The sequence below is a fragment of the Providencia sp. PROV024 genome, from assembly GCF_032709665.1.
Classification (GTDB): Bacteria; Pseudomonadota; Gammaproteobacteria; order Enterobacterales; family Enterobacteriaceae; genus Providencia; species Providencia huashanensis.
This window is the reverse complement of the sequence record NZ_CP120545.1, coordinates 3,801,418-3,823,133: the sequence shown is the minus strand read 5'-3', so window position 1 is coordinate 3,823,133 and position 21,716 is coordinate 3,801,418. Positions and strand designations below refer to the sequence as shown.

Sequence of the window (21,716 nt, the reverse complement as noted above, 5' to 3'; positions counted from 1 at the left end):
GAACTTGTAGTCATAATTACTTGTCACACTGGGAATACAAACAATGGAGTATATAACAGCCAAAGAATAGGTTTTTTTACGTAATTTCATCTAATGATGGAAAAAGTAAAATAAATATCTATTTTTGGGGCTTTTATCTGCTTCGTTTTGATGAGAAGCATGTACAGTACAGTACGTGATAATAGATGAATTAACCATATTTTTAGAAGTCGCCCATTAACGCCTTGAGGCAGCTTCAAGTGGTTGGTAGAGTAGACGGGTTTATATTCGTCCCCAGCTTGCAGGATAACTCTTTCATTATGTTTAAAAAATTTCGTGGCATGTTTTCTAATGACTTGTCTATTGACTTGGGTACGGCCAATACCCTTATTTATGTTAAAGGACAAGGCGTCAAATTAAATGAACCCTCTGTAGTTGCTATTCGTCAAGACCGCTCCGGTTCGCCAAAAAGTGTTGCGGCGGTCGGTGGTGAAGCCAAGCAGATGCTGGGACGTACACCTGGTAATATTTCTGCAATCAGACCAATGAAAGATGGCGTAATCGCCGACTTCTTCCTGACAGAAAAAATGTTACAACACTTCATCAAACAAGTTCATAGCAACAGTTTTTTACGTCCAAGTCCACGAGTATTAGTTTGTGTACCAGTTGGGGCAACGCAAGTTGAACGTAAAGCTATCCGTGAATCCGCACTGAGTGCAGGGGCACGTGAAGTATTCTTAATTGAAGAACCAATGGCAGCAGCAATTGGCGCAGGTTTACCTGTATCTGAAGCAACGGGTTCTATGGTTGTTGATATCGGTGGTGGTACCACTGAAGTGGCGGTTATTTCTTTAAATGGTGTTGTTTATTCATCTTCAGTACGTATTGGTGGTGACCGTTTTGATGAGTCCATCATTAACTATGTGCGCCGTAATTACGGTTCACTGATTGGTGAGGCAACCGCAGAACGTATTAAACACGGGATTGGCTCTGCATTCCCAACGGATGAAGTTTATGAAATTGAAGTCCGTGGTCGTAACCTTGCAGAGGGCGTACCTCGTGGTTTCAAAATGAATTCAAATGAAATTTTAGAAGCATTACAAGAGCCACTGACTGGGATTGTCAGCGCGGTAATGCTAGCGCTTGAACAGTGCCCACCTGAACTAGCATCTGATATCTCAGAGCGCGGTATGGTATTAACTGGTGGTGGCGCGCTGCTTCGTAATTTAGATCGCTTATTGATGGAAGAGACTGGTATCCCAGTTATTGTTGCAGAAGATCCGCTAACTTGCGTCGCTCGTGGTGGCGGGAAAGCATTAGAAATGATCGATATGCACGGTGGTGACCTGTTTAGCGAAGACTAAATGGCCAGCTATAAGCAGCTAGTAAACCCTAGCTGCTTTGACTATTTTTGATCCTCTGACATTAGCGAAACTTAGCCACACATGAAGCCAATTTTTAGGCGAGGTCCATCCCTACAGTTACGCATTATTTTTGCGGTAATCATTGCACTTGTGCTGGTGGTGATTGACCATCGATTTGAGCCTTTCAATAAAATCCGTACCTACTTAGACACGGCGGTTAGCCCATTCTATTTTTTAGCAAATGGGCCACGTCAATTTTTGGATAACATCTCTGAAAGTTTCACCTCTCGCGAACAATTACAGTTTGAAAACAGGGCATTACGTCAAGAATTGTTGCTGAAAAAAGCGGATAATCTTTTACTAGAGCAACTTAAACAAGAAAATGCACGTTTAAGAGAGTTGCTAGGTTCGCCACTTCGTCAAGATGAACACATGATGGTAACGCAAGTTATCTCAGGGGCGAATACACCATATCGCGACCAAGTTGTGATAGATAAAGGCAGTAACGAAGGGGTTTACGAAGGGCAGCCTGTTATTAGTGATAAAGGTGTTGTAGGCCAAGTTGTCGGCGTCAGCAACTTCAATAGTCGTGTTTTACTCATTTGTGATACAACTCATGCATTGCCCGTACAAGTACTACGAAATGATGTGCGTGTTATTGCTGCTGGGTCTGGTTGTACGGATGACATACAATTAGAGCCATTACCTGAAAATACCGATATTCGCATAGGGGATGTATTAGTGACTTCTGGGTTAGGGGGGCGTTTCCCTGAAGGTTACCCAGTTGCCGTTGTTTCTGCGGTTAAACACGATACACAACGCGCTTATACGATTATTAGTGCCAAGCCGAGTGCAGAACTACAACGTTTACGTTATCTGCTCCTTTTATGGGGAAATGATAACGACCCTAAAACTCCGTTAAAGCCGTCAGAGGTATATCGTGCGGCTAATGAACGCTTAATGAAAGTACTGCCTCAAGTATTACCTAATCCAAGTGAAATTCAGGGGCCTCCACTGCCGCCGTCAATGTCTCCAGTATCAGAACCATAGAGAGGGGAATTGAGTATGGTGAGGAGGGGAAAATAGAATGGATGAGTATCGTGGTAACGGGCGAGCCATCATTTGGTTATCTTTTTTTATTGCCTTAATTTTGCAAGTCATGCCTTGGCCTGAACAACTAAGTTTTTACCGCCCTACATGGTTATTATTGATCCTCACTTATTGGGTCATGGCATTGCCGCATCGTGTTAGCGTAGGCACAAGTTTTATTTTGGGAATTATCGTTGATTCCATTCAAGGTTCTGCTCTGGGGGTTCATGCCCTTTCTTTTAGTATAATTTGCTATCTTGTTGCTTATAAGCACCAGTTATTGCGTAATATGGCTCTGTGGCAGCAAGCTTTAGTGATTATGTTACTGACAGTCATTCAGGATTTAGCTGTTTTTTGGGCTGAGTTTCTGTCTTCACAAGTATTATTTCACCCACAAGTATTCTGGAATAGCCTAGTGAATGGTATTCTGTGGCCATGGCTATTTTTGCTTCTACGAAAAATTCGCCGACAATTTTCAGTGTGTTAAGGCTTTAGGTATCCGTTCTGACAGGGAATACAGTTTATGAATTTAATTTATCTTGCATCTGGCTCACCCCGTAGGCGTGAACTAGTTCAGCAACTTAACTATACCTTTGAGATTTTACGCCCAGAGGTAGAAGAACAGTGGCAGCAGGGTGAGTCCCCTCAAGATTATGTCCAACGCCTTGCGCGCGATAAATCATTGGCTGGTGTTGCAATTGCCCCTGAAGATTGTCCGGTATTAGGTGCAGATACGATTGTGGTGCTTGATGGGGAAATATTGGAAAAACCTCAAGATGACAAACATGCGGAAGCCATGCTAAGCGCGCTATCGGGGAAAACACACCAAGTAATGACGGGTATCGCATTATCTAACCGCCAACAGACTATACAGTCACTGATTGTGACAGATGTGACCTTTCGCGAGTTATCTTTACTTGAAATACGGGATTATATACAGTCAGGCGAGCCTATGGATAAGGCGGGAGCATATGCAATACAAGGAATTGGTGGGCGTTTTATACGGAAAATTAACGGTAGTTACCATGGAGTTGTTGGTTTACCACTGGTTGAAACAGATGAACTCATTCAGCGATTTTTAGCGTTAGGTGATGGTAAGGGGAAGTCATGACTGCGGAACTATTAGTAAATATTACACCATCTGAAACGCGTGTTGCTTATATTGATGGTGGGATCTTACAAGAAATACATGTTGAACGGGAAGCCAAAAGAGGGCTAGTAGGGAATATTTACAAAGGCCGTGTGAGCCGCGTGTTACCCGGTATGCAGGCGGCCTTTGTTGATATTGGTCTAGATAAAGCTGCCTTTTTGCATGCCTCTGATATTATGCCGCACACTGAATGTATTGCTGGCGATGAGCAAAAAAACTTTCATGTCAGAGACATTGCTGAATTAGTAAAACAAGGGCAGGACTTGATTGTCCAAGTTGTTAAGGACCCTCTAGGAACCAAGGGGGCTCGTTTGACGACAGATATTACATTGCCATCGCGCTATTTGGTTTTTATGCCTGGGGCATCCCATGTTGGTGTTTCACAACGCATTGAAAGTGAAGAAGAAAGAGAACGGCTAAAACAGTGCGTTTCTCAATATTGTGATGAAAATGGCGGTTTTATTATCCGTACCGCAGCGGAAGGGGTGGGCGAGGAAGAAGTTAAACAAGATGCCGCCTTCCTAAAACGGCTTTGGGCTAAAGTGATTGAGCGTAAAAAACGTAATGTTACTCGGACTAAAATCTACGGTGAACTGGCTCTCGCTTTTCGTATTATTCGTGATTTTGCAGGTGCTCATCTTGATCGTATTCGCGTTGATTCCCGTTTGACTTATACTCAATTACAAGAGTTTATTGCAGAATACGTACCTGAAATGACGGCAAAATTGGAACTCTATCAGGGGAATCAACCCATTTTTGATTTGTTTGATGTCGAAAATGAAATCCAACGCGCGATGGATAGAAAGGTCGAGTTAAAATCAGGTGGTTATTTAATTATCGATCAAACTGAAGCGATGACGACCATTGATATTAATACTGGGGCGTTTGTTGGGCATCGTAACCTAGAAGAAACCATTTTCAATACTAATATTGAAGCTACTCAAGCAATAGCAAGGCAACTTCGTTTACGAAACCTTGGTGGTATAATTATTATCGATTTTATCGATATGGTTGATCCAGAACATCGCCGCCGTGTGTTAGCATCATTAGAACAAGCACTGGTTAAAGATAAAGTTAAAACGACCATTAATGGCTTTTCTCAGCTTGGTTTAGTCGAAATGACGCGTAAACGGACAAGAGAGAGCCTTGAACATGTTTTGTGTGATGATTGCCCAACTTGCCAAGGTCGAGGTACAGTTAAGTCAGTAGAAACTGTGTGCTATGAAATTTTACGGGAAATAGTCCGAGTTCATCGCACTATCGATGCAGATAGGTTTCTTGTTTATGCATCTCAAGCGGTTGTGGATGTACTTAAAGGGGACGAATCTCACGCACTTGCCGAAGTTGAAATTTTTGTTGGTAAGCAGGTTAAAGTCCAGATTGAACCGCTATACAGTCAGGAACGTTTTGATGTTGTCATGATGTAGCATTATTGTTTGAAGGAGAAATGAGTGAAACGACTACCACGTGTAGTACTAGTAACCACTGCGGTTATCTTATTGCTGTGCGCACTAGTGCTGACAGGCTTGCGTTTCCTCTTGCCGAATATTGATAGCTACCGCCAAGATATCATTGCTTACATTGAAAAAAATAATGATGTCACAGTGCAAATTGGCAAAATTGAAGGGGCTTGGCAGTATTTTGGCCCAACCTTCATGTTATCTAATGTGGAATTACAAAATGAAACCACAGATATAACCGCGAGCGTGATTGACGTCGAATTAGATATTTGGAGTTCAATATTATCGTTGCGTTGGCGCTTTCGTGATTTAACCTTCTATCAGCTCAATGTCGATTATAAGGTCCCTTTTAATTTCGAAGGTTCCTCTGAGGGGGAGTCATTAGACAGCATTGAAGAATTGTTTTTACGTCAATTCGACCACTTTATCTTAAAAGAAAGTCAGTTAACTTTTCTCACGCCCTCAGGGCAAAAAACCACCCTAATTTTACCTGAACTCTCTTGGCTAAATGAAAATGAACGTCATAGGGCTCAAGGTTTTGTCAGCCTCGAAACAATCAATAAACAACATGGTTATTTGCAAGTTAAATTAGACGTATCGGATAAAAACGGTGTCTTAAGTGACGGTATTTTTTACCTGCAAGCCGATAATATTGATATGCAACCTTGGCTTAGTCGCTGGCTACGAGAAAACACGTCATTACGAGATGCTAACTTTAGCCTCTCTTCATGGATTAGCTTGAAAAACCAGCAAATTGAAAGTGGGCTAGTTCAATTGCGTCAAGGGGAAGCTAACTGGGGAACCGGCAGTTTATCGCAAAACCTGCAAGTGAATGATTTATTGCTACGCATGAAAAGGCAGGGGAATGGCTGGCTATTTAATATCCCTGAACTTGATACGTTGAAAACCAATGAATATATTTGGCCGCAAGGTAATGTTTCTGTTTTGTATTTACCCGCTTCAAAAAAATATCAGGATAACGACCACTGGCGTATACGAGCAAAAAATATTGAATTAGAACGCTTAAGTGAAGTATTACCCACTTTTTCATTTCTAACGCCCGAGATGGTACAGGATTGGCAGCATCGCCAACCAACGGGTGTCGTCAGTGAGTTTGCCCTTGATCTCACACAGAATATGCCAGAACACATGCAAATTAGTATGGATTGGCAGGATGTTAGCTGGAAAAAATGGAAAGCGCTTCCTTCGATTAATCATTTTTCGGGTGTCTTAGCGGGTAGCATGCAAAGTGGGGGAGCCTCAGTTAGCTTACAAGATAGTCAGGTGGATTATCGTGACGAATTTAAAGCTCCTTTTGAGATAAAAACGGCTAATGGGCAGCTTTATTGGTTGGATAATGACAGTGAGTTTAAGCTCTGGAGCCCATCTTTAGATGTACAAGCCAAATCACTTTGGGCAAACGGGGAGTTTCGTTATGCCAAAGCGAAGAAAGGGAATTATGCAGATTTAGCTATTTTAGCTGGCTTACGTTTGGATGATGCGGGAGACGCATGGCGTTATTTTCCACAAAAACTGATGGGGCAAGATGTTGCTGATTACCTAACAAAGGCGGTTATTGCAGGAAAGGTGGATAATGCAACCTTAGTATATAAAGGTGACCCAGCAAATTTCCCTTATGATAATAATGATGGTCAATTCCAAGTTTATGTCCCGTTACGTGATGCAACGTTTGAGTACGATCATGAATGGCCAGCCTTATTGGATTTAGATATCGATTTGGACTTTAAGCGTGCTGGGTTATTCATGCATGTGCCAAGCGTCAAACTCGGCGATGCGACTGCAACTAACCTTGATGCCAATATCCCTGATTACACGAAAGAAATGCTGTATATCAATGCTGATGTCAGTGGAACTGGAAAACAAATCCAACAATATTTTACCCATACGCCGATGAAGCACTCAATTGGTGACACTCTAGAAGAGTTACAAATAGGGGGTACGGTGAATGGCCAGTTGGGGCTATCTATCCCACTGGTGGCCGGGAAAGATGTCGTAGCAACAGGAAGCGTTAACCTTAATAAAAATGATTTATTCATTCAGCCGATTGATAGCACAATTTCTTCTCTCACAGGAAGTTTCGTCTTTAATAATGGTGACTTACGAGGTGAGAAACTCCAGGGGCAGTGGTTTGGTCAACCTATTTCCGTAGATTTTAACACATCAGACGGGGCTAAAGATTATCAGGTAAACGTTGATATTGCGGGGAATTGGGCACTGAATAAGTTATCAATGCTACCTGAGGAAATAAAACAACGGGTTTCTGGTAATAGTGATTGGAAAAGCCATGTTGCTATCACAATACCCGAGTCGGCGAAACAACAGGTCGGTTTACAAATTGATGTCACCGCGGGCTTAAAACAACTCAAAAGCCAGTTACCTGCATTGAATAACCAATTACTGGCTGAGCTTGGGGAAATAAATGTACAAGCTAAAGGAACAACAGAGCAATTGACGGTAGGTGGTGATATTGGCAAGCGTCTTGGTTTTAACACGCTGTGGAGTTTGGGTGATGAGCCATTAAAGTTATTAAAAGCGCATGTTGCACCATGGCAAAATAAGCTCCCAGAGTTACCAAAACAGTCAGTTTTTGCGGTGGATTTACCGCCTATGACCGATGAGAATTGGCAGAGCCTTGCAGGGCTATTAATGTCATCTAATCGCGGCCAAGGGGATATGAGTATCCGTTTACCTGAATCACTTGATATCCATATTCCAACAATTAACCTTGGCGGGCAAGATTGGAAAAATGTCAATTTTACCTATGATTTGCAGCGTGCAGAGCAGCAAGTCAACATTGATAGCGAAAATTTAAAAGGGTCACTACAAATTTTTGCTAATCAACCATGGCAGGTCGCTATTGATTATTTGTATTACAACCCAAGTTCACTTGCAGGTAATCAAGATAGCTTAGCGGGGCCTGCTCAGTTTGATTTCAGCCAATGGCCACAATTGCACTTTAATTGTAAAGAGTGCTGGGTTGCAGGGCAGAAATTGGGGGAAATCAGCGCCAATATTCAGCCTATGGGGCACTCACTACGCTTAACGGGTGGTACATTAAATAATAGTGCGACACAGTTAAAATTAGATGCAATTTGGCACAGTCAGAACGGTAATAAAACAGAAATCGCGGGTTCTCTGACGGGGGGCGCATTTGATGAAACAGCAGCCTATTTCGGGATATTAGTGCCCATTATTGAATCACCTTATACCATACAATTCGATTTAGACTGGGCGAACCTTCCATGGTCACCGGATATTGCTACCTTAAATGGTAAGTTGTCAGCGAAATTAGGTAAAGGTGCAATAGCACAAATGGGCGGAGGTCGAGCTGGGCAAATTCTACGTCTAGTGAGTTTTGATGCGTTATTGCGTAAGTTACAACTCGATTTTCGCGATACGTTCAGTGATGACTTTAATTTTGACTCTATTAAAGGTGATGCCACTATTCATAATGGTGTGATGGCATCCAAAAATACTTATGTTGATGGGTTGGTCGCAGATATTGCGCTGAGTGGGGAAATCAACCTCGTTAAACGGCAAATTAACTTAGAAGCGGTCATCACTCCTGAAATTTCTGCTACAGTAGGTGTAGCAACCGCATTTGTGTTAAACCCTTTTGCAGGCGCTGCTGTTTTCGCAGCGACAAAAGTGCTCGGTCCATTATGGAGTAAAGTTTCTGTTATTCGTTATCGCGTGACAGGTAGCTTGGACGAGCCAAAAATTGATGAAGTATTACGCCAACTGAAGGAGACTCAAGAGTAATGAAAAATGGTAATGTTGCACTTTTGCAGTTATGTAGCGGAAATAATACTAAACACAATTTGGCACAAATAGAGCAACAAATCAAACAGTTACCTGACACTGTTAAGTTAGTACTGACACCTGAGAATGCATTATTATTTGCAGATGCAGCGGCTTACCGTAAACAAGCTGAAGTTCAGGGGAAAGGCCCGCTTCAAGATGCCGTCATTGCAATGGCTAAGCGTTATAATGTTTGGATTTTAGTTGGGTCTATGCCATTGATTAGCCGTGAAGACCCTGAGCGTATTACCAGCAGTAGTTTATTATTTGATTCCGAAGGAAATATTAAAGCACGCTACGATAAAATTCATATGTTTGATGTGAACATTGAAGATGAGCAAGGTAATTATAACGAATCCGTAATTTATCAACGTGGCGAACATATTACGGTTGTTGATACCCCGGTGGGTCGCCTTGGCATGACGATTTGTTATGATTTGCGTTTCCCTGGTTTGTTCCAAGCGTTACGTGAGCAAGGCGCTGAAATTATTTCAGTTCCAGCGGCATTTACTCGTTATACCGGTCAGGCGCATTGGGAACCTCTGTTACGTGCTCGTGCGATTGAAAACCAGTGCTACATTCTAGCACCAGCCCAAGTTGGGGTTCATGGTACACGTCGCACATGGGGGCATAGCCTCGCAGTCGATGGTTGGGGTAAAGTTATCAAAAAGAATGTGGATGCGGTCGCATCTACCGTCTTGAATATAAAAACGGACAGCTTAGGTGTCATGCGTGAGCAAATCAGAGTGGTAAAACATAACCGCTTTAGGCCGCAACTGACATCATTAATTAAAAAAGAAACCAAAGAGTAACGAATATGAGTTTAGTTTCTGTCAGCGAACATTTGCTGGCCGCCAATCGCCTTGAACAAGAAAATCTGTATGACATCTTAGGGATGTTATCTGAACGCCATCTGGATTACGCAGATCTCTTCTTCCAGTCAAGTTTCCATGAGTCGTGGGTTCTTGAAGATAGGATCATTAAAGATGGCTCTTACAATATTGACCAAGGTGTTGGAGTCAGAGCAGTGAGTGGTGAAAAAACAGGTTTTGCTTACGCTGACCAAATTTCACTGCAAGCGCTGGCACAAAGTGCGAAAGCGGCACGCAGCATTGTCAATGAACAGGGCTCTGGCAAATCACAAATTTTAACGGGTGTTGAGTATAAAAAACTGTATTCAGTAACCGACCCGCTACAGAGCCTATCTCGAGAGCAAAAAATTGATTTGTTGCACCGTGTAGATCAGGTCGCTCGTGCAGAAGATCCTCGTGTAATTGAAGTCAATGCAAGTTTAACGGGGGTTTATGAGCAAGTGCTGGTGGCTGCAACAGACGGTACACTGGCAGCAGATATTCGTCCGCTAGTTCGTCTATCGGTCAGTGTACTTGTTGAGCATGATGGTAAACGTGAGCGTGGCGCAAGTGGTGGTGGTGGCCGTTATGGCTATGAGTACTTCTTGGAGATCCATCAAGGGCAAGTTGTTGCTGAGCAATATGCACGTGAAGCTGTGCGTATGGCCTTGGTGAATTTATCTGCGGTTGCCGCACCAGCGGGTATGATGCCTGTTGTTCTTGGCGCTGGCTGGCCGGGTGTCTTACTGCACGAAGCGGTAGGGCATGGCTTAGAAGGTGACTTTAATCGCCGTGGTACCTCTGTTTTTTCTGGCCAAATTGGTGAGCAGGTGGCGTCGTCACTGTGTACTGTTGTAGATGATGGCACTCTTGTTGGTCGTCGTGGCTCTCTTGCAATCGATGACGAAGGTGTACCGGGTCAGTATAACGTTCTAATAGAAAATGGTATTTTGCGTAATTATATTCAAGATAAACTGAATGCACGCCTGATGGGAGTCTCTCCAACGGGCAATGCACGTCGTGAGTCTTATGCGCACTTACCAATGCCTCGAATGACTAACACCTATATGTTAGCGGGGTCTTCAACACCTGAAGAAATTATTGCGAGTGTTGACAAAGGTATCTATGCACCGAACTTTGGTGGTGGTCAGGTGGATATTACCTCGGGTAAATTTGTATTTTCTACATCAGAAGCTTATCTGATTGAAAATGGGAAAATTACTTCTCCAGTGAAAGGGGCGACATTAATTGGCTCTGGTGTTGAGGCTATGCAACAAATCTCAATGGTCGGTAATGACTTAGCCCTTGATAAAGGTGTTGGGGTTTGCGGTAAAGAAGGGCAAAGTGTCCCTGTTGGTGTCGGTCAACCCACATTAAAACTGGATAAACTTACCGTTGGTGGTACCGCGTAATTTTTCAGGACTATAATATAAAATAGGCTTTGTTCGCCCTAGTGACGCTATTGTGACTGGGGCGATTGTGTCTTTGCAAAGCACAAAATAACAGAGGTGTTATGAATAAACGTCTTTTATCCGTAGTGTTAATGGCTATTTTGATTGTGATTAGCCTCTATTTTAATGGCGGGGACAAAACGGCACCGGAACCACCGGCGACTCAAAATAACCCGCCTTCTCGTGAAGCGATAACGCCAAAGGAAGCTCCGCAAACCATCGATAAACTCACTGCGCAAGATAATGTAGTCAGTTTTATGGAAAAATACCAAAAGCTTCCAGCCTTTTATATGACGAAAAAACAGGCACGTGAAGCAGGGTGGAATGCGAAAAAAGGTAATCTCTGCGAGGTTCTACCCGGCAGGGCAATCGGGGGAGATCGTTTTTCTAATCGTGAGAAAAGGTTACCTATTGCACAAGAACGCCAGTGGTTTGAAGCCGATATTAATTACCGTTGTGGGCATCGAGGGGCTGACCGTTTGTTATACTCGTCAGATGGGATGATTTTTATCACCCAAGATCATTATAAAAGCTTTAAACAAGTAAAATAAGACAAGGGGCGAATGATGAGTAAAAATGTCAGTTTTGACTTTAGGCACATTAATACATTTGACGATTTTTATCATCAGTTTGTCCAGCAATTTTCGTTACCAGATTGGTTTGGATATAACCTTGATGCCTTATGGGACATGGTTTCCGCAGGTATTGAATTACCTGTAACGATTACATTTTCACATATGACATCTGAACAGCGTATTCAATTTTCAGACATTATTGACGTTATGAATGATGCGCAAGATATGTGGGAAGAAGAGTTTATTTTTGCTTTAGATATAACAAAAAGCTCTAACTGATCTACCCATTACTCATGGTAAAGTTTAAGTAAGATAACTGAGTTGATAGGGATTTTAGAATGAGTGATTTCACATCAACACCATTACCACTGCAAAACAAAAAATTTGTTATTGTGCATGGTTATACTGCTTCACCTAAAAAGAATTGGTTTCCGTGGCTAAAATCTGAACTTGAAAATTTGGGCGCTTTTGTTCATGTTCCTGCTATGCCTGAGCCATTATCACCTGATCCGCTAAAATGGCAGCAAAAATTGCAAAGCTTACCTTTTGATATTGATGAGAATACTATCTTTATTGGTCATAGCCTTGGTTGTGTGACGGCATTACAATTTATTGATAGCCAAAACCAAGCTGTTGCCGGCTATATTTTAGTGTCGGGTTTTGATGAAGAGCAGCAGACGCTTCCTGAACTGCGCAGTCATACTACCAGCCCGCTCAATTACGCTTCATTGATTGGTGTGGCTGATAAACGTGTTTCAATCATATCAACCAATGATGAAATAGTGTCACCTCAGTCATCAAAAGCGCTGGCGGAACTGTTAAAAACGCAGGTGATTTTTGAGCAAAATGCAGGCCATTTCCTTGATAGGGAAGGTTATACAAAGTTTCCAACGCTATTAGAGACAATCAAACGCCATTTCAGCTAAAGGGAAAGCAAAGCAGACGGTGTTGTGCTTGCTTTGCTAACCTAATTAGGTGTCATCAAATGGCAAGCCTTTTAGCAATGAATCAAATCGTTGTTTAGTTTCCTGATTTGGTTCAACCTCGTAGCAATTAGCTAAAAATGCCTCTAAACCTTCCGGCCATGTTTCTCTTTTCCAACTGAATAAAGCCTTTAACGCCATATTACGGTTACGTACAACGGGGCTTTGCAAAGCGCACTGAATGAGTGGGAAGCCAATACCTGGAAAGCGATGCAGTTCTTGTAGAATAAAATCCAGTTGACCGTGTGGCAGGTAATTGGACCCAATTCCTAAGTCATCACGAGGGCCTGTAGCAATTTCATCTAAAACAAACTGCTCTTCAGCGAGTGCAGCTACTTGCTTAACTTTTTCAATATCATCAGTTTGCATTAACTCATACCATAGATTGCTTTCTGGTTGAGTATATTGTTTTTCATAGAGGTATGGAAAAACGTCTTGTTTGCGTGACTTTGCAACATAAGTGGCTTGGCGAAATAGTGAACTGTCATGACTGTTTAGACCATGATTGATTAAGGTATCCCAATATGGATTATCTAAAATTAATTGTGCTAATGAAATAATGTCAGAACTGTTGTCATATTGGTTATTATGTTTTTGGAAGAACTCAAGAATTCCTTGAACAGTAAAATAGTATTCTAATGAATAATCATGCTTTTTGACTTGCTGTAAATAATTTAAGCAGCAGCGTGGTGCATCTTCATAATCATGGATATCACGGGCTGGACCACCATCGAGTAGAGCTTGGATGATATGAGTCGCCGCGGTTAGCAATGTTATATTGCTCAATGTCTCAAGTTCATCTGCAAGGTGACAGTAAGTCGCACATTGCCAAGCTGTGTATTCAATCATTACCTGATTCATATAACCGTCAGTGAGTATCCACTGCCGCGTTTCTTCACTTAACTGTTCGGGCAGGCGTTCAATAAGCTGCACTCGTCCCCAACCTTCAACTCGCTTAGCCATTTTTATCCACATTACTTCATATTCTTCAGGTGACTCAATGATGGTGTGAATGGGAAAGATAGCATAAAGGGTAAATTCATCGTGTGCTGCAAGGGTATACAGCGTGTTTAGCCGCTCGTGGCTAGGAAAAAATACACAAAAGGCAATTGCCAGCTTCACTGTATTTTTATCGGGGCTATTGTGTAACAGCCAGTCGGTAAATTCGGCTAATTTAGCGGCAGGCAAGTCTTGTTTCTTGACGATAAGCTCAATTAAATCATCAACATAAGAAATTGGCGTGTTTTGAGCCACATATTGATAAAATTGATTAACAGAAGGTTTATCCCCTTTTTCAACAGCTGCCTTTAATAGCGAATAGAGTTCATGTATATCGGTTTCACTGTTACCGAAGCCGCCATGATGCCCTAATACCCCATCTTCTGCCCCATTTGCCCAGCGAACTTGGTTATCATCCACACTTGGTGTATTAGGAAGTTCAGAGAGGGATTCAGGTAAGGGAGAAAGTTGCTCTTGCCACGGGAGTAATTGTTGGTAAATCGACGGCTTATTTGTATCCCATACACATGGGTAACCAGATTGTTTTTGGCCAAAAATTGAGGACAACCATTTTTTCATAATATCAACCATTTCATTGATTATATTCATAATATATTGTTGAAATAGTGCAAAACTTGCAAAAAAATAATTGGCTAAGTTTACGCTACTAAGAAAGATAGCTCGGAACAGTGTCTTGTAATATTTGAACCAATTCAGGGTCCATATATTGATAATTGTCAGGGATATCAAGAATATGAAGTGGCTTGTATTCAAGTAAGCGTGAAAAATCAGCTTGTAAGCGGTTTTTATGTTTTTGTTCCATGACAAAAATCATATCTGCCCAGCGGATCAAATCCGCATTTACAGGGCACCTTGCATTACGGCTTGTTCCCGCTGAACGGGTGACCCAACTCTCATGGTTGCGCCAGATCTGTTCAGCGGTTGGACTACGCCATTGATTTTTACTGCAAATGAATAGAATATTCACTGGTTATTTTGTATCTCTTCAAGGCTGTTACGTACAAGTTGGCTACGACTAACTTGCGGGTAAGCCATGCCTAGTTGAGCTGCACGGACCATTTTTTCACTTCGACCGTACATTTGTTTCCAGTTTTTTTCTGGGGTATAACAGTCAACTAAGCGTGCGTTAAGTTGATCACGTGATTTATTGATGCGAGCTTTGGCTCTGCGCCATGCTCTATCTCGGGTATTATCCATATCTTCCTCATTATTTATCGTGGTTCAGCAGCCGCGATAATACGGGTCAGAGTATGACTAACAGGGGGATAATACGTGGCATTCGGCACGCTATCAATAGCAAGGAAGGGACTTTCAGACTATTGCTTAATTTCCCCTAGCTATAAGGTAGGCTAGGGGAAAAGGGGTTAAGAAATTTCAGATTGCTCTTTCAAATATTGAAATATTTGGCGAAACGCTTTTGGTGGTTTATTGGTTTCGCGTTCTTTTTTAGCATTACGGACTAATGCACGCAGTTGTTGCCTATCAGTACTCGGGAAAAGCGCAACAACATCTTCAATCACTTCATCACCGCCTTCTAACAAGCGGGTGCGTAGATCTTCTATTTTATGTAAGATCACGATCTGCTGGTTATGACGATTTTTAAGTTTATCTAGCGCCTCGGTAATCGGCTCAACTTCTCGTGAACGCAGTAATTTGCCAATAAGTTGTAATTGACGGCGGCGTCCCTCACGCTTAATTTTTTGAGCAAGCTCAATTGCTTCAAGGAGTTGAGTATCTAATGGGATGCGCTCTAATTCGCTTTTACTTAAATCAACTAGCTCAGCACCCAGTTTTTTGAGGATCTCAGCATCGCGTTTGATTTCGCTTTTACTGACCCAAATGATTTCCTCTTCTTCTTCGTCTTGCGGCGCTGGGATATCATCCAGCCAGTCATCAGGCTGTTTGGCCATATCAATTTTCCTTTTTACCAAACACAGTAATGTAATTACGAGTAATTAGCATGATTTACTGCGTTGTGAGTGTTAACATTTGACTATTATCTATTGTAACTGGGAAAACCCCTTTATGACTACCTAGCATTTGCTTGTTAGGGTAGAAAATCACTTTTCCCCACATTATTGGATTAATTGCATGAGTATAACTGAACAAGTCACTGAACAACGTAAAAAACTCGAAGAAGCGGTCGCACGCGCATTAGAATTTGCACAAACACGTTGCGATGCTGCTGAAGTGGCAGTGAATAAAAGTACAGGGATCAGTGTAAGCACTCGTCAAGGTGAAGTTGAAAATGTTGAATTTAACAGTGATGGCGCATTAGGGATCACCGTTTATCATCAACAACGCAAAGGGAGCGCGTCTTCAACCGATTTAAGCCCTGAAGCGATTGAGCGTACCGTACAGGCAGCAATTGATATCGCAAGTTTTACCTCGGAAGATTTATGTGCGGGACCTGCTGAAAAGTCATTATTGGCCTTTGATGCACCTGATCTCAAGCTATTTCAAGCTACTGAATTTTCACCTGAAGAAGCTATTCGCTTAGCCTCTGTGGCAGAAATGTCAGCGCTAAATGCAGACTCACGCATTGTAAATACCGAAGGTGGAAGTTTTAATGGTCACTACGGTGTCCGTGTATTTGGTAATTCCCATGGTATGCTGCAAAGCTATTGTTCGAGCCGTTATTCGATGTCTAGCTGTGTAATTGCGGAACAAAATGGTCAGATGGAACGGGATTACGCTTATACGATTGGCCGTAGCATAGATGCACTGCAATCCCCTGAATGGGTAGGTCAAGAATGCGCCCGTCGCACATTGTCACGTTTATCACCAAGAAAATTACCAACAATGAAGGCTCCCGTGATTTTTGCTGCAGAAGTCGCCACAGGGTTATTTGGTCACCTCGTTGGGGCGATTAGTGGCAGTAGCATTTATCGTAAGTCGTCATTTTTGTTAGACAGCCTAGGAAAGCAGATTCTTCCTAGTTGGTTAACCATTAATGAGCAGCCGCATTTAATTGGTGGGTTAGCCTCTTCGCCATTTGATAGTGAAGGGGTACGCACCGTTGAGCGCAATATTGTGGAAGATGGCGTTCTGCAAACTTGGTTGCTGACTAGCTATTCAGCAAGAAAACTGGGCTTACAAAGTACCGGGCATGCGGGGGGAATTCATAACTGGCGCATAGCAGGGCAAGGTCTTTCTTTTGATGGGCTACTCAAGCAAATGGGGACAGGCTTAATCGTGACCGAGTTAATGGGGCAAGGTGTGAGCGGCATTACCGGTGATTATTCGCGTGGTGCTTCAGGTTTTTGGGTAGAAAATGGGGAAATCCAATATCCTGTAAGCGAGATCACTATCGCCGGTAATCTAAAAGATATGTGGGCAAATATAGTGACTATTGCGGATGATATCGAAACTCGTAGCAATATTCAGTGTGGTTCAGTCTTGATCCCCGAAATGAGCATTGCTGGGGAGTAACACGCCTCTTATTACTAACGGTTTGACAATAAAACGCCTAATATATTTTATTAGGCGTTTTATTTTAGTATAAAGAATTCTGTTAATTAGTTGATTTTAAATTTATTATTTGAATAGCATCAGCGTGTCATATTGCAGTGGCTATTCTCAGCGCCTATTTTTATCACTGTTTAGCTATATAGGTTTAGTGGTTAAAGTAGGAAAGGGGGGTTACAAGTGTAACTTGCTCTGCAAAGTAGTCAGTACAAAAAAAGCACTCAGATGAGTGCTTGAATAGGTCAGAGGCTTTAGCCAACAGTGTGTTCCGCTAAACTCCCCTTAATTCTATTGCCATAAACATTAACGATGAAATTCACCGGCTGCTTCTGGCTGATAAACGATTTCTAGTACTCGAACTCGAGTTTGCACGCCGTTAGGTAATTCCCAGCTGATTTCATCATTAACATGTAAACCTAACAGTGCAGCACCGATAGGCGCCATTACTGATAATTGTTCAGCGCTATCTTTTAAGGAAGCCGGGTAAACGAGTGTACGCGTATGCTCTTCATTACTGATTAAATCTAAAAAGCGAACGGTACTGTTCATTGTGACGACATCTGCTGGGATTTCTTGTGGGCTAAGAATATCCGCACGGTCAAGTTCATCATTGAGTGCTTCTGCAACAGGTGTGCCCGCATAAGCCGGCTGTTCCATCAGTGCATCCAAGCGTTCAGCATCTAAATCATTGATAATAATTGTTGGCTTTGTCATACCACACTCCAATAGAGACGTACAAAGCAAACACCCCCCACCCAAAAGGTAGGGGGTGTCGCTGTAAATAAATTTGTTTAAAATATTAGGCGCTATACGCTTTAAAGGGAAGAGATCGCGATCACGATCTCTAAGCCTGCCTTTGTAAAAATACGCAGATTGAAATTTTATTGTTACAGCTTAGCTTGACTATTGTTTCTCAAATTTCATCAAACCCGCTTTCGAACAGGTTAATAATTGCGGATAAAGCCTGATTTTCATCGGGGCCGCTAACCTCAATATCAATCTTACTACCTTGTTCCGAGTCTAACATCAACATCGCAATAACGCTATCGGCCTCAGCCTCAATTTGGCTATTATTACGCAAAATAACCTTTGAGTTAAATTGTTTAACTAAATCATAGAGTAACATAGCCGGCCTTGCATGCATACCGAGCCGATTTTTTAGTGTAATAGTGGCTTTTACTGCCATTTATTTACGTTTTTCCAGTGTTCTGTGGCGAGATTGTACATTTTTGCCACGGGAACGGAAATAATCGGCAAGTTGCTCTGCAACATAAACAGAACGGTGTTTACCGCCCGTACAGCCAATCGCCACGGTCAAATAACTGCGGTTATTGGTTTCGAGCATAGGTAACCATAACTCCAAGTAGCTACGAGTCTGATAAATAAAGTTATGCACTTCAGTATGCCTATCTAAAAATGCGGCAACAGGGCGGTCAAGACCTGTCATTGGGCGCAATTTGGGGTCCCAGTGTGGGTTTGGTAAAAAGCGCACGTCAAACACATAGTCAGCATCGATAGGAATACCGTGCTTGAAGCCAAAAGACTCAAACACCATGGTTAGCTCACGCTCACGTTTGCCCATTAAACGTGTTCTTAGCATCTCAGCTAACTCATGAACTGACATCTCAGAGGTATCAATAACTAAGTCTGCTCGAGAGCGCAGTGGCTCTAGCAATTCATTTTCTTCATCTATCGCGCTTTCAAGAGAAAGGTTTTTACTCGAAAGAGGATGCAACCTGCGAGTATCACTGTAACGGCGAATAAGAGTGTTGCGATCGGCATCCAGAAACAATAGCTGAGGAGAGAAGCTTGATGGTAGTTTATCAATAGCCTCTTCGAAGATTTCTGGATTGTCGGGCATATTACGCACGTCAATGCTCACTGCTGCTGAAATATTACGATCAGCCAATGAATTAGCTAGCTCCGGTAGTAATACAACCGGTAGGTTATCCACACAATAGAAACCCATATCTTCCAGCGCACGTAAGGCAACGGATTTTCCCGAACCGGAACGGCCGCTGACAATCATCAGCACCATGAGCTTACTCCCTTTTGTTTCCTAATGATGTGTTTCTTGATAAGCGGTATCTTGCCATTTCTACATTAGAAATCATAATAATATCATTTAGCTATGACAAGAAACATAATTTATCATTTACTCTATAATTATACTGTATAGCTCATCATCGCTTTGTGCGCTGCGTAAGCGCTTGCACAATGTTTTATCTGCTAGTTTTTTAGCGATAAGTGACAATGTATGTAGGTGCGTTTTACATTGGTCAGATGGCACCAGTAACGCGAAAAGCAGGTCTACAGGCTGATTATCAATTGCATCAAAAGCAATTGGTTCCTCTAAGTGTAAAAATACACCGACAGCGCGTGCGCTATCACCTTCGCTTAGCTTTCCATGAGGAATGGCAATTCCACCGCCAATACCTGTCGTTCCTACTTTTTCTCTGGTTAATAATGCTTCAAATACCGTATTTTCAGGTAATTCCAATTCAACGGCAGCCAGCTCACTAATAATTTCTAAGGCTCTTTTTTTACTCGTGCACACAACATTATTACGTGTACAGGCTGATGATAAAACAACGCTTAACTGGATTTCTATATCACTATTCATTTTATTGTTCACTTAGGACTACAAAACCAGATGGTGTATGCCACCATCTGGTTCGAAACATTCATCGGCTCAGTTGCTAGCCGGATAAATGTATTAGTGTTGTCTCAGTTTTTCTTTGTGCTTAGTTAATTGGCGCGACAGTTTATCGACAAGTAAGTCGATAGCTGCGTACATGTCGTTTTCTTCCGCTGATGCATGGAGATCCGCTCCATTGACTTGCACGGTTGCTTCAGCAATTTGCTGAACCTTTTCAACTTTCAAGACAACTTGGATACTATTAATACGATCAAACAATTGCTCTAATTTTTTGAGTTTTTTCTCAACAGTTTCGCGCAATGCTGGAGTAACTTCAATATTGTGTCCAGTAATCTGAAATTCCATACAACCTTCCTTATTTTATCAATTAAACCAGTTGCTTACGCTGGTTTGAGGGCGGAATAGATAACGATTCACGATACTTAGCGACAGTTCTACGAGCCACTTGAATGCCTTGTTCGGCCAGCATACTCGTCAATTTACTGTCACTCAATGGTTTTGCAGGGTTTTCTGCAGCAACCAATTTTTTCACCAACGCTCGAATTGCGGTTGAGGAGGCTTCGCCACCTGTATCCGTACTGACATGGCTGGAGAAAAAATATTTCAACTCAAAAATGCCTCGCGGGCTATGGAGAAACTTTTGAGTTGTCACTCGAGAGATGGTTGATTCGTGCATATCGACCTGATAGGCAATATCAGCCAATATCATTGGTTTCATATACTCTTCACCCAGCTCAAAGAATTCTTGTTGCTGTTCCACAATACAAGTCGCCACTTTTAATAGTGTTTCATGACGGCTTTCTAGGCTTTTTATTAACCATTTTGCTTCTTGAAGATGGCTACGAATATACTGTGTGTCATCCTCATTCGCTGAATTATTAGCCATAGAAGCATAATGATTATTAATACTCAGTTTAGGGATGCTATCTGTATTTAGCTCAACTTGCCAGTGTCCTGCTATTTTTTTCACTAAAACATCAGGAATTACGTATTCTGATTCCCCAGTATTAATGGATTGGCCTGGTTTAGGGTTAAGCGTTAAGATCAAATCGATGGCGGTTTTTAACGCATCTTCTTTTAGACGCGTTAATTTACTGAGTTGCCTAAAGTCACGATTTGCAAGCAAATCAATGTGGTTGCTAATAATTAGTTTGGCTTCTTGTAGCCCGTTGGTTTCTTTGGGGTATAACGAAAGCTGAATCAGTAAACATTCTTTTAAATCTTGAGCGGCGACGCCTAATGGGTCGAAATGTTGAATTCGTTTTAAAACAGCGACAACTTCTTCTAAGCTAATTTCAGGGTTAGCAATTCCTTCATGTATATCAGAAATTGTAGTGGTGAGATAACCTGAATCATCAATTGAATCAATAATTGAGGTGGCTATCGCACGGTCTGTATCAGTAAAGGGCGTCAGCTCAGACTGCCATATTAGGTAATCTTGTAAAGTCTGTGTGGTTTCACCTTGATAAACGGGTAATTCATCATAACTGTAATCATTAGTGGTGCCTGAAGGCGTACCCGCTGTGTAGATTTCATCCCAATCAGCATCCAAAGGAAGCTCATTAGGCATGTCTTGGTTTTCAAGTGCGTCTTTGGTATCAAGTTCACTGCTGTCAGTATTATCACTCAGAGATTCAATAGATTCGGTTTCAGAATTTAATTCTTCTTGTTCAAGAAGCGGGTTAGTTTCTAACGCTAGTTGGATTTCTTGTTGCAGCTCAAGTGTAGACAGTTGCAACAGGCGAATAGCCTGCTGCAATTGGGGTGTCATTGCAAGTTGTTGACTAACTCTAAGCTGCAAACTTTGCTTCATGAAAGTGTTTTATTCTCCTTGAAAAAGAAAGC

Annotated in this window: 22 protein-coding genes; 12 read left to right on the top strand and 10 right to left on the bottom strand. The window is 42.1% G+C overall.

Annotated elements, in window-relative coordinates:
• The first annotated feature begins 299 nt into the window (after positions 1 to 299).
• From P3L56_RS17625 to P3L56_RS17575, 11 genes are all read left to right on the top strand, one after another.
• Positions 300 to 1,343: a rod shape-determining protein gene (locus P3L56_RS17625; RefSeq protein WP_004908213.1), complete on the top strand. Its 1,044-nt coding sequence runs from the start codon at positions 300 to 302 to the stop codon at positions 1,341 to 1,343.
• 81 nt (positions 1,344 to 1,424) lie between these two features.
• Positions 1,425 to 2,393: a rod shape-determining protein MreC gene (gene mreC, locus P3L56_RS17620; protein ID WP_042846254.1), complete on the top strand. Its 969-nt coding sequence runs from the start codon at positions 1,425 to 1,427 to the stop codon at positions 2,391 to 2,393.
• A gap of 37 nt (positions 2,394 to 2,430) precedes the next feature.
• On the top strand, positions 2,431 to 2,919 hold the full coding sequence (mreD, locus tag P3L56_RS17615) for a rod shape-determining protein MreD (protein WP_042846252.1): 489 nt from the start codon (positions 2,431 to 2,433) through the stop codon (positions 2,917 to 2,919).
• A gap of 36 nt (positions 2,920 to 2,955) precedes the next feature.
• Positions 2,956 to 3,543 carry a Maf family protein gene (locus P3L56_RS17610; RefSeq protein ID WP_166685155.1) on the top strand — a complete coding sequence of 196 codons (588 nt, stop codon included), beginning with the start codon at positions 2,956 to 2,958 and terminating at the stop codon, positions 3,541 to 3,543.
• The gene (rng, locus tag P3L56_RS17605) at positions 3,540 to 5,009 is read left to right on the top strand and encodes a ribonuclease G (RefSeq protein ID WP_042846247.1); all 1,470 of its coding nucleotides are present in this window, start codon (positions 3,540 to 3,542) and stop codon (positions 5,007 to 5,009) included. The genes P3L56_RS17610 and rng overlap by 4 nt, the downstream gene beginning before the upstream one ends.
• Before the next feature lie 24 nt (positions 5,010 to 5,033).
• Positions 5,034 to 8,825 carry an AsmA2 domain-containing protein YhdP gene (yhdP, locus tag P3L56_RS17600; protein ID WP_198860918.1) on the top strand — a complete coding sequence of 1,264 codons (3,792 nt, stop codon included), beginning with the start codon at positions 5,034 to 5,036 and terminating at the stop codon, positions 8,823 to 8,825.
• Positions 8,825 to 9,676: a deaminated glutathione amidase gene (nit1, locus tag P3L56_RS17595; RefSeq protein WP_048606184.1), complete on the top strand. Its 852-nt coding sequence runs from the start codon at positions 8,825 to 8,827 to the stop codon at positions 9,674 to 9,676. Before yhdP ends, nit1 begins: the two co-directional genes overlap by 1 nt.
• 5 nt (positions 9,677 to 9,681) lie before the next feature.
• Positions 9,682 to 11,127, top strand: a complete 1,446-nt coding sequence (gene tldD, locus P3L56_RS17590; protein ID WP_071548617.1) for a metalloprotease TldD — start codon at positions 9,682 to 9,684, stop codon at positions 11,125 to 11,127.
• A gap of 101 nt (positions 11,128 to 11,228) precedes the next feature.
• Complete coding sequence (locus P3L56_RS17585; RefSeq protein WP_042846243.1) at positions 11,229 to 11,717, top strand: ribonuclease domain-containing protein; 489 nt, start codon at positions 11,229 to 11,231, stop codon at positions 11,715 to 11,717.
• A 15-nt stretch (positions 11,718 to 11,732) separates the two neighbouring features.
• Positions 11,733 to 12,020: a barstar family protein gene (locus P3L56_RS17580; protein ID WP_198861465.1), complete on the top strand. Its 288-nt coding sequence runs from the start codon at positions 11,733 to 11,735 to the stop codon at positions 12,018 to 12,020.
• Between the two features lie 59 nt (positions 12,021 to 12,079).
• Complete coding sequence (locus P3L56_RS17575; RefSeq protein ID WP_173424814.1) at positions 12,080 to 12,667, top strand: RBBP9/YdeN family alpha/beta hydrolase; 588 nt, start codon at positions 12,080 to 12,082, stop codon at positions 12,665 to 12,667.
• A 45-nt stretch (positions 12,668 to 12,712) separates the two neighbouring features.
• On the opposite strand, the gene P3L56_RS17570 is transcribed toward P3L56_RS17575, so the two are convergent.
• The 4 genes from P3L56_RS17570 to yjgA form a co-directional block, all read right to left on the bottom strand.
• Positions 12,713 to 14,302 (bottom strand): hypothetical protein, encoded by a 1,590-nt coding sequence (locus P3L56_RS17570; RefSeq protein WP_233102471.1) that lies wholly within the window; start codon positions 14,300 to 14,302, stop codon positions 12,713 to 12,715.
• Positions 14,303 to 14,390: 88 nt separating this feature from the next.
• A complete protein-coding gene (locus tag P3L56_RS17565) occupies positions 14,391 to 14,711 on the bottom strand; it encodes a low molecular weight protein tyrosine phosphatase family protein (protein ID WP_198860917.1) in 321 nt (106 codons plus the stop codon).
• Complete coding sequence (locus P3L56_RS17560) at positions 14,708 to 14,941, bottom strand: hypothetical protein (RefSeq protein WP_042846238.1); 234 nt, start codon at positions 14,939 to 14,941, stop codon at positions 14,708 to 14,710. Before P3L56_RS17560 ends, P3L56_RS17565 begins: the two co-directional genes overlap by 4 nt.
• A gap of 167 nt (positions 14,942 to 15,108) precedes the next feature.
• On the bottom strand, positions 15,109 to 15,654 hold the full coding sequence (gene yjgA, locus P3L56_RS17555; protein WP_042846237.1) for a ribosome biogenesis factor YjgA: 546 nt from the start codon (positions 15,652 to 15,654) through the stop codon (positions 15,109 to 15,111).
• Positions 15,655 to 15,835: 181 nt separating this feature from the next.
• Between yjgA and pmbA the strand changes: the two genes are divergently transcribed.
• Positions 15,836 to 17,176, top strand: coding sequence for a metalloprotease PmbA (pmbA, locus tag P3L56_RS17550; protein WP_210789379.1), 1,341 nt, complete (start codon positions 15,836 to 15,838; stop codon positions 17,174 to 17,176).
• Positions 17,177 to 17,515: 339 nt separating this feature from the next.
• Here pmbA and rnk read toward each other — a convergent pair whose 3' ends face one another.
• The 6 genes from rnk to rpoN form a co-directional block, all read right to left on the bottom strand.
• Positions 17,516 to 17,926: a nucleoside diphosphate kinase regulator gene (gene rnk / locus P3L56_RS17545; protein ID WP_042846235.1), complete on the bottom strand. Its 411-nt coding sequence runs from the start codon at positions 17,924 to 17,926 to the stop codon at positions 17,516 to 17,518.
• Positions 17,927 to 18,125: 199 nt separating this feature from the next.
• On the bottom strand, positions 18,126 to 18,398 hold the full coding sequence (npr, locus tag P3L56_RS17540) for a PTS phosphocarrier protein NPr (RefSeq protein WP_042846234.1): 273 nt from the start codon (positions 18,396 to 18,398) through the stop codon (positions 18,126 to 18,128).
• A complete protein-coding gene (gene rapZ / locus P3L56_RS17535; protein ID WP_042846233.1) occupies positions 18,399 to 19,250 on the bottom strand; it encodes an RNase adapter RapZ in 852 nt (283 codons plus the stop codon).
• Positions 19,251 to 19,367: 117 nt separating this feature from the next.
• Complete coding sequence (gene ptsN / locus P3L56_RS17530) at positions 19,368 to 19,835, bottom strand: PTS IIA-like nitrogen regulatory protein PtsN (protein WP_042846232.1); 468 nt, start codon at positions 19,833 to 19,835, stop codon at positions 19,368 to 19,370.
• A gap of 93 nt (positions 19,836 to 19,928) precedes the next feature.
• A complete protein-coding gene (gene hpf / locus P3L56_RS17525; RefSeq protein WP_042846231.1) occupies positions 19,929 to 20,216 on the bottom strand; it encodes a ribosome hibernation promoting factor in 288 nt (95 codons plus the stop codon).
• Between the two features lie 22 nt (positions 20,217 to 20,238).
• Complete coding sequence (rpoN, locus tag P3L56_RS17520; protein ID WP_129466429.1) at positions 20,239 to 21,684, bottom strand: RNA polymerase factor sigma-54; 1,446 nt, start codon at positions 21,682 to 21,684, stop codon at positions 20,239 to 20,241.
• Positions 21,685 to 21,716 lie beyond the last annotated feature (32 nt).

Bases quoted from the DNA above. Each gene is read 5' to 3' on its own strand.
- P3L56_RS17625 (WP_004908213.1), top strand. From the start codon at position 300: ATGTTTAAAAAATTTCGTGGCATGTTTTCTAATGACTTGTCTATTGAC.
- mreC (WP_042846254.1), top strand. From the start codon at position 1,425: ATGAAGCCAATTTTTAGGCGAGGTCCATCCCTACAGTTACGCATTATT.
- mreD (WP_042846252.1), top strand. From the start codon at position 2,431: ATGGATGAGTATCGTGGTAACGGGCGAGCCATCATTTGGTTATCTTTT.
- P3L56_RS17610 (WP_166685155.1), top strand. From the start codon at position 2,956: ATGAATTTAATTTATCTTGCATCTGGCTCACCCCGTAGGCGTGAACTA.
- rng (WP_042846247.1), top strand. From the start codon at position 3,540: ATGACTGCGGAACTATTAGTAAATATTACACCATCTGAAACGCGTGTT.
- nit1 (WP_048606184.1), top strand. From the start codon at position 8,825: ATGAAAAATGGTAATGTTGCACTTTTGCAGTTATGTAGCGGAAATAAT.
- tldD (WP_071548617.1), top strand. From the start codon at position 9,682: ATGAGTTTAGTTTCTGTCAGCGAACATTTGCTGGCCGCCAATCGCCTT.
- P3L56_RS17585 (WP_042846243.1), top strand. From the start codon at position 11,229: ATGAATAAACGTCTTTTATCCGTAGTGTTAATGGCTATTTTGATTGTG.
- P3L56_RS17580 (WP_198861465.1), top strand. From the start codon at position 11,733: ATGAGTAAAAATGTCAGTTTTGACTTTAGGCACATTAATACATTTGAC.
- P3L56_RS17575 (WP_173424814.1), top strand. From the start codon at position 12,080: ATGAGTGATTTCACATCAACACCATTACCACTGCAAAACAAAAAATTT.
- P3L56_RS17570 (WP_233102471.1), bottom strand. From the start codon at position 14,302: ATGAAAAAATGGTTGTCCTCAATTTTTGGCCAAAAACAATCTGGTTAC.
- P3L56_RS17560 (WP_042846238.1), bottom strand. From the start codon at position 14,941: ATGGATAATACCCGAGATAGAGCATGGCGCAGAGCCAAAGCTCGCATC.
- yjgA (WP_042846237.1), bottom strand. From the start codon at position 15,654: ATGGCCAAACAGCCTGATGACTGGCTGGATGATATCCCAGCGCCGCAA.
- pmbA (WP_210789379.1), top strand. From the start codon at position 15,836: ATGAGTATAACTGAACAAGTCACTGAACAACGTAAAAAACTCGAAGAA.
- rnk (WP_042846235.1), bottom strand. From the start codon at position 17,926: ATGACAAAGCCAACAATTATTATCAATGATTTAGATGCTGAACGCTTG.
- npr (WP_042846234.1), bottom strand. From the start codon at position 18,398: ATGGCAGTAAAAGCCACTATTACACTAAAAAATCGGCTCGGTATGCAT.
- rapZ (WP_042846233.1), bottom strand. From the start codon at position 19,250: ATGGTGCTGATGATTGTCAGCGGCCGTTCCGGTTCGGGAAAATCCGTT.
- ptsN (WP_042846232.1), bottom strand. From the start codon at position 19,835: ATGAATAGTGATATAGAAATCCAGTTAAGCGTTGTTTTATCATCAGCC.
- hpf (WP_042846231.1), bottom strand. From the start codon at position 20,216: ATGGAATTTCAGATTACTGGACACAATATTGAAGTTACTCCAGCATTG.
- rpoN (WP_129466429.1), bottom strand. From the start codon at position 21,684: ATGAAGCAAAGTTTGCAGCTTAGAGTTAGTCAACAACTTGCAATGACA.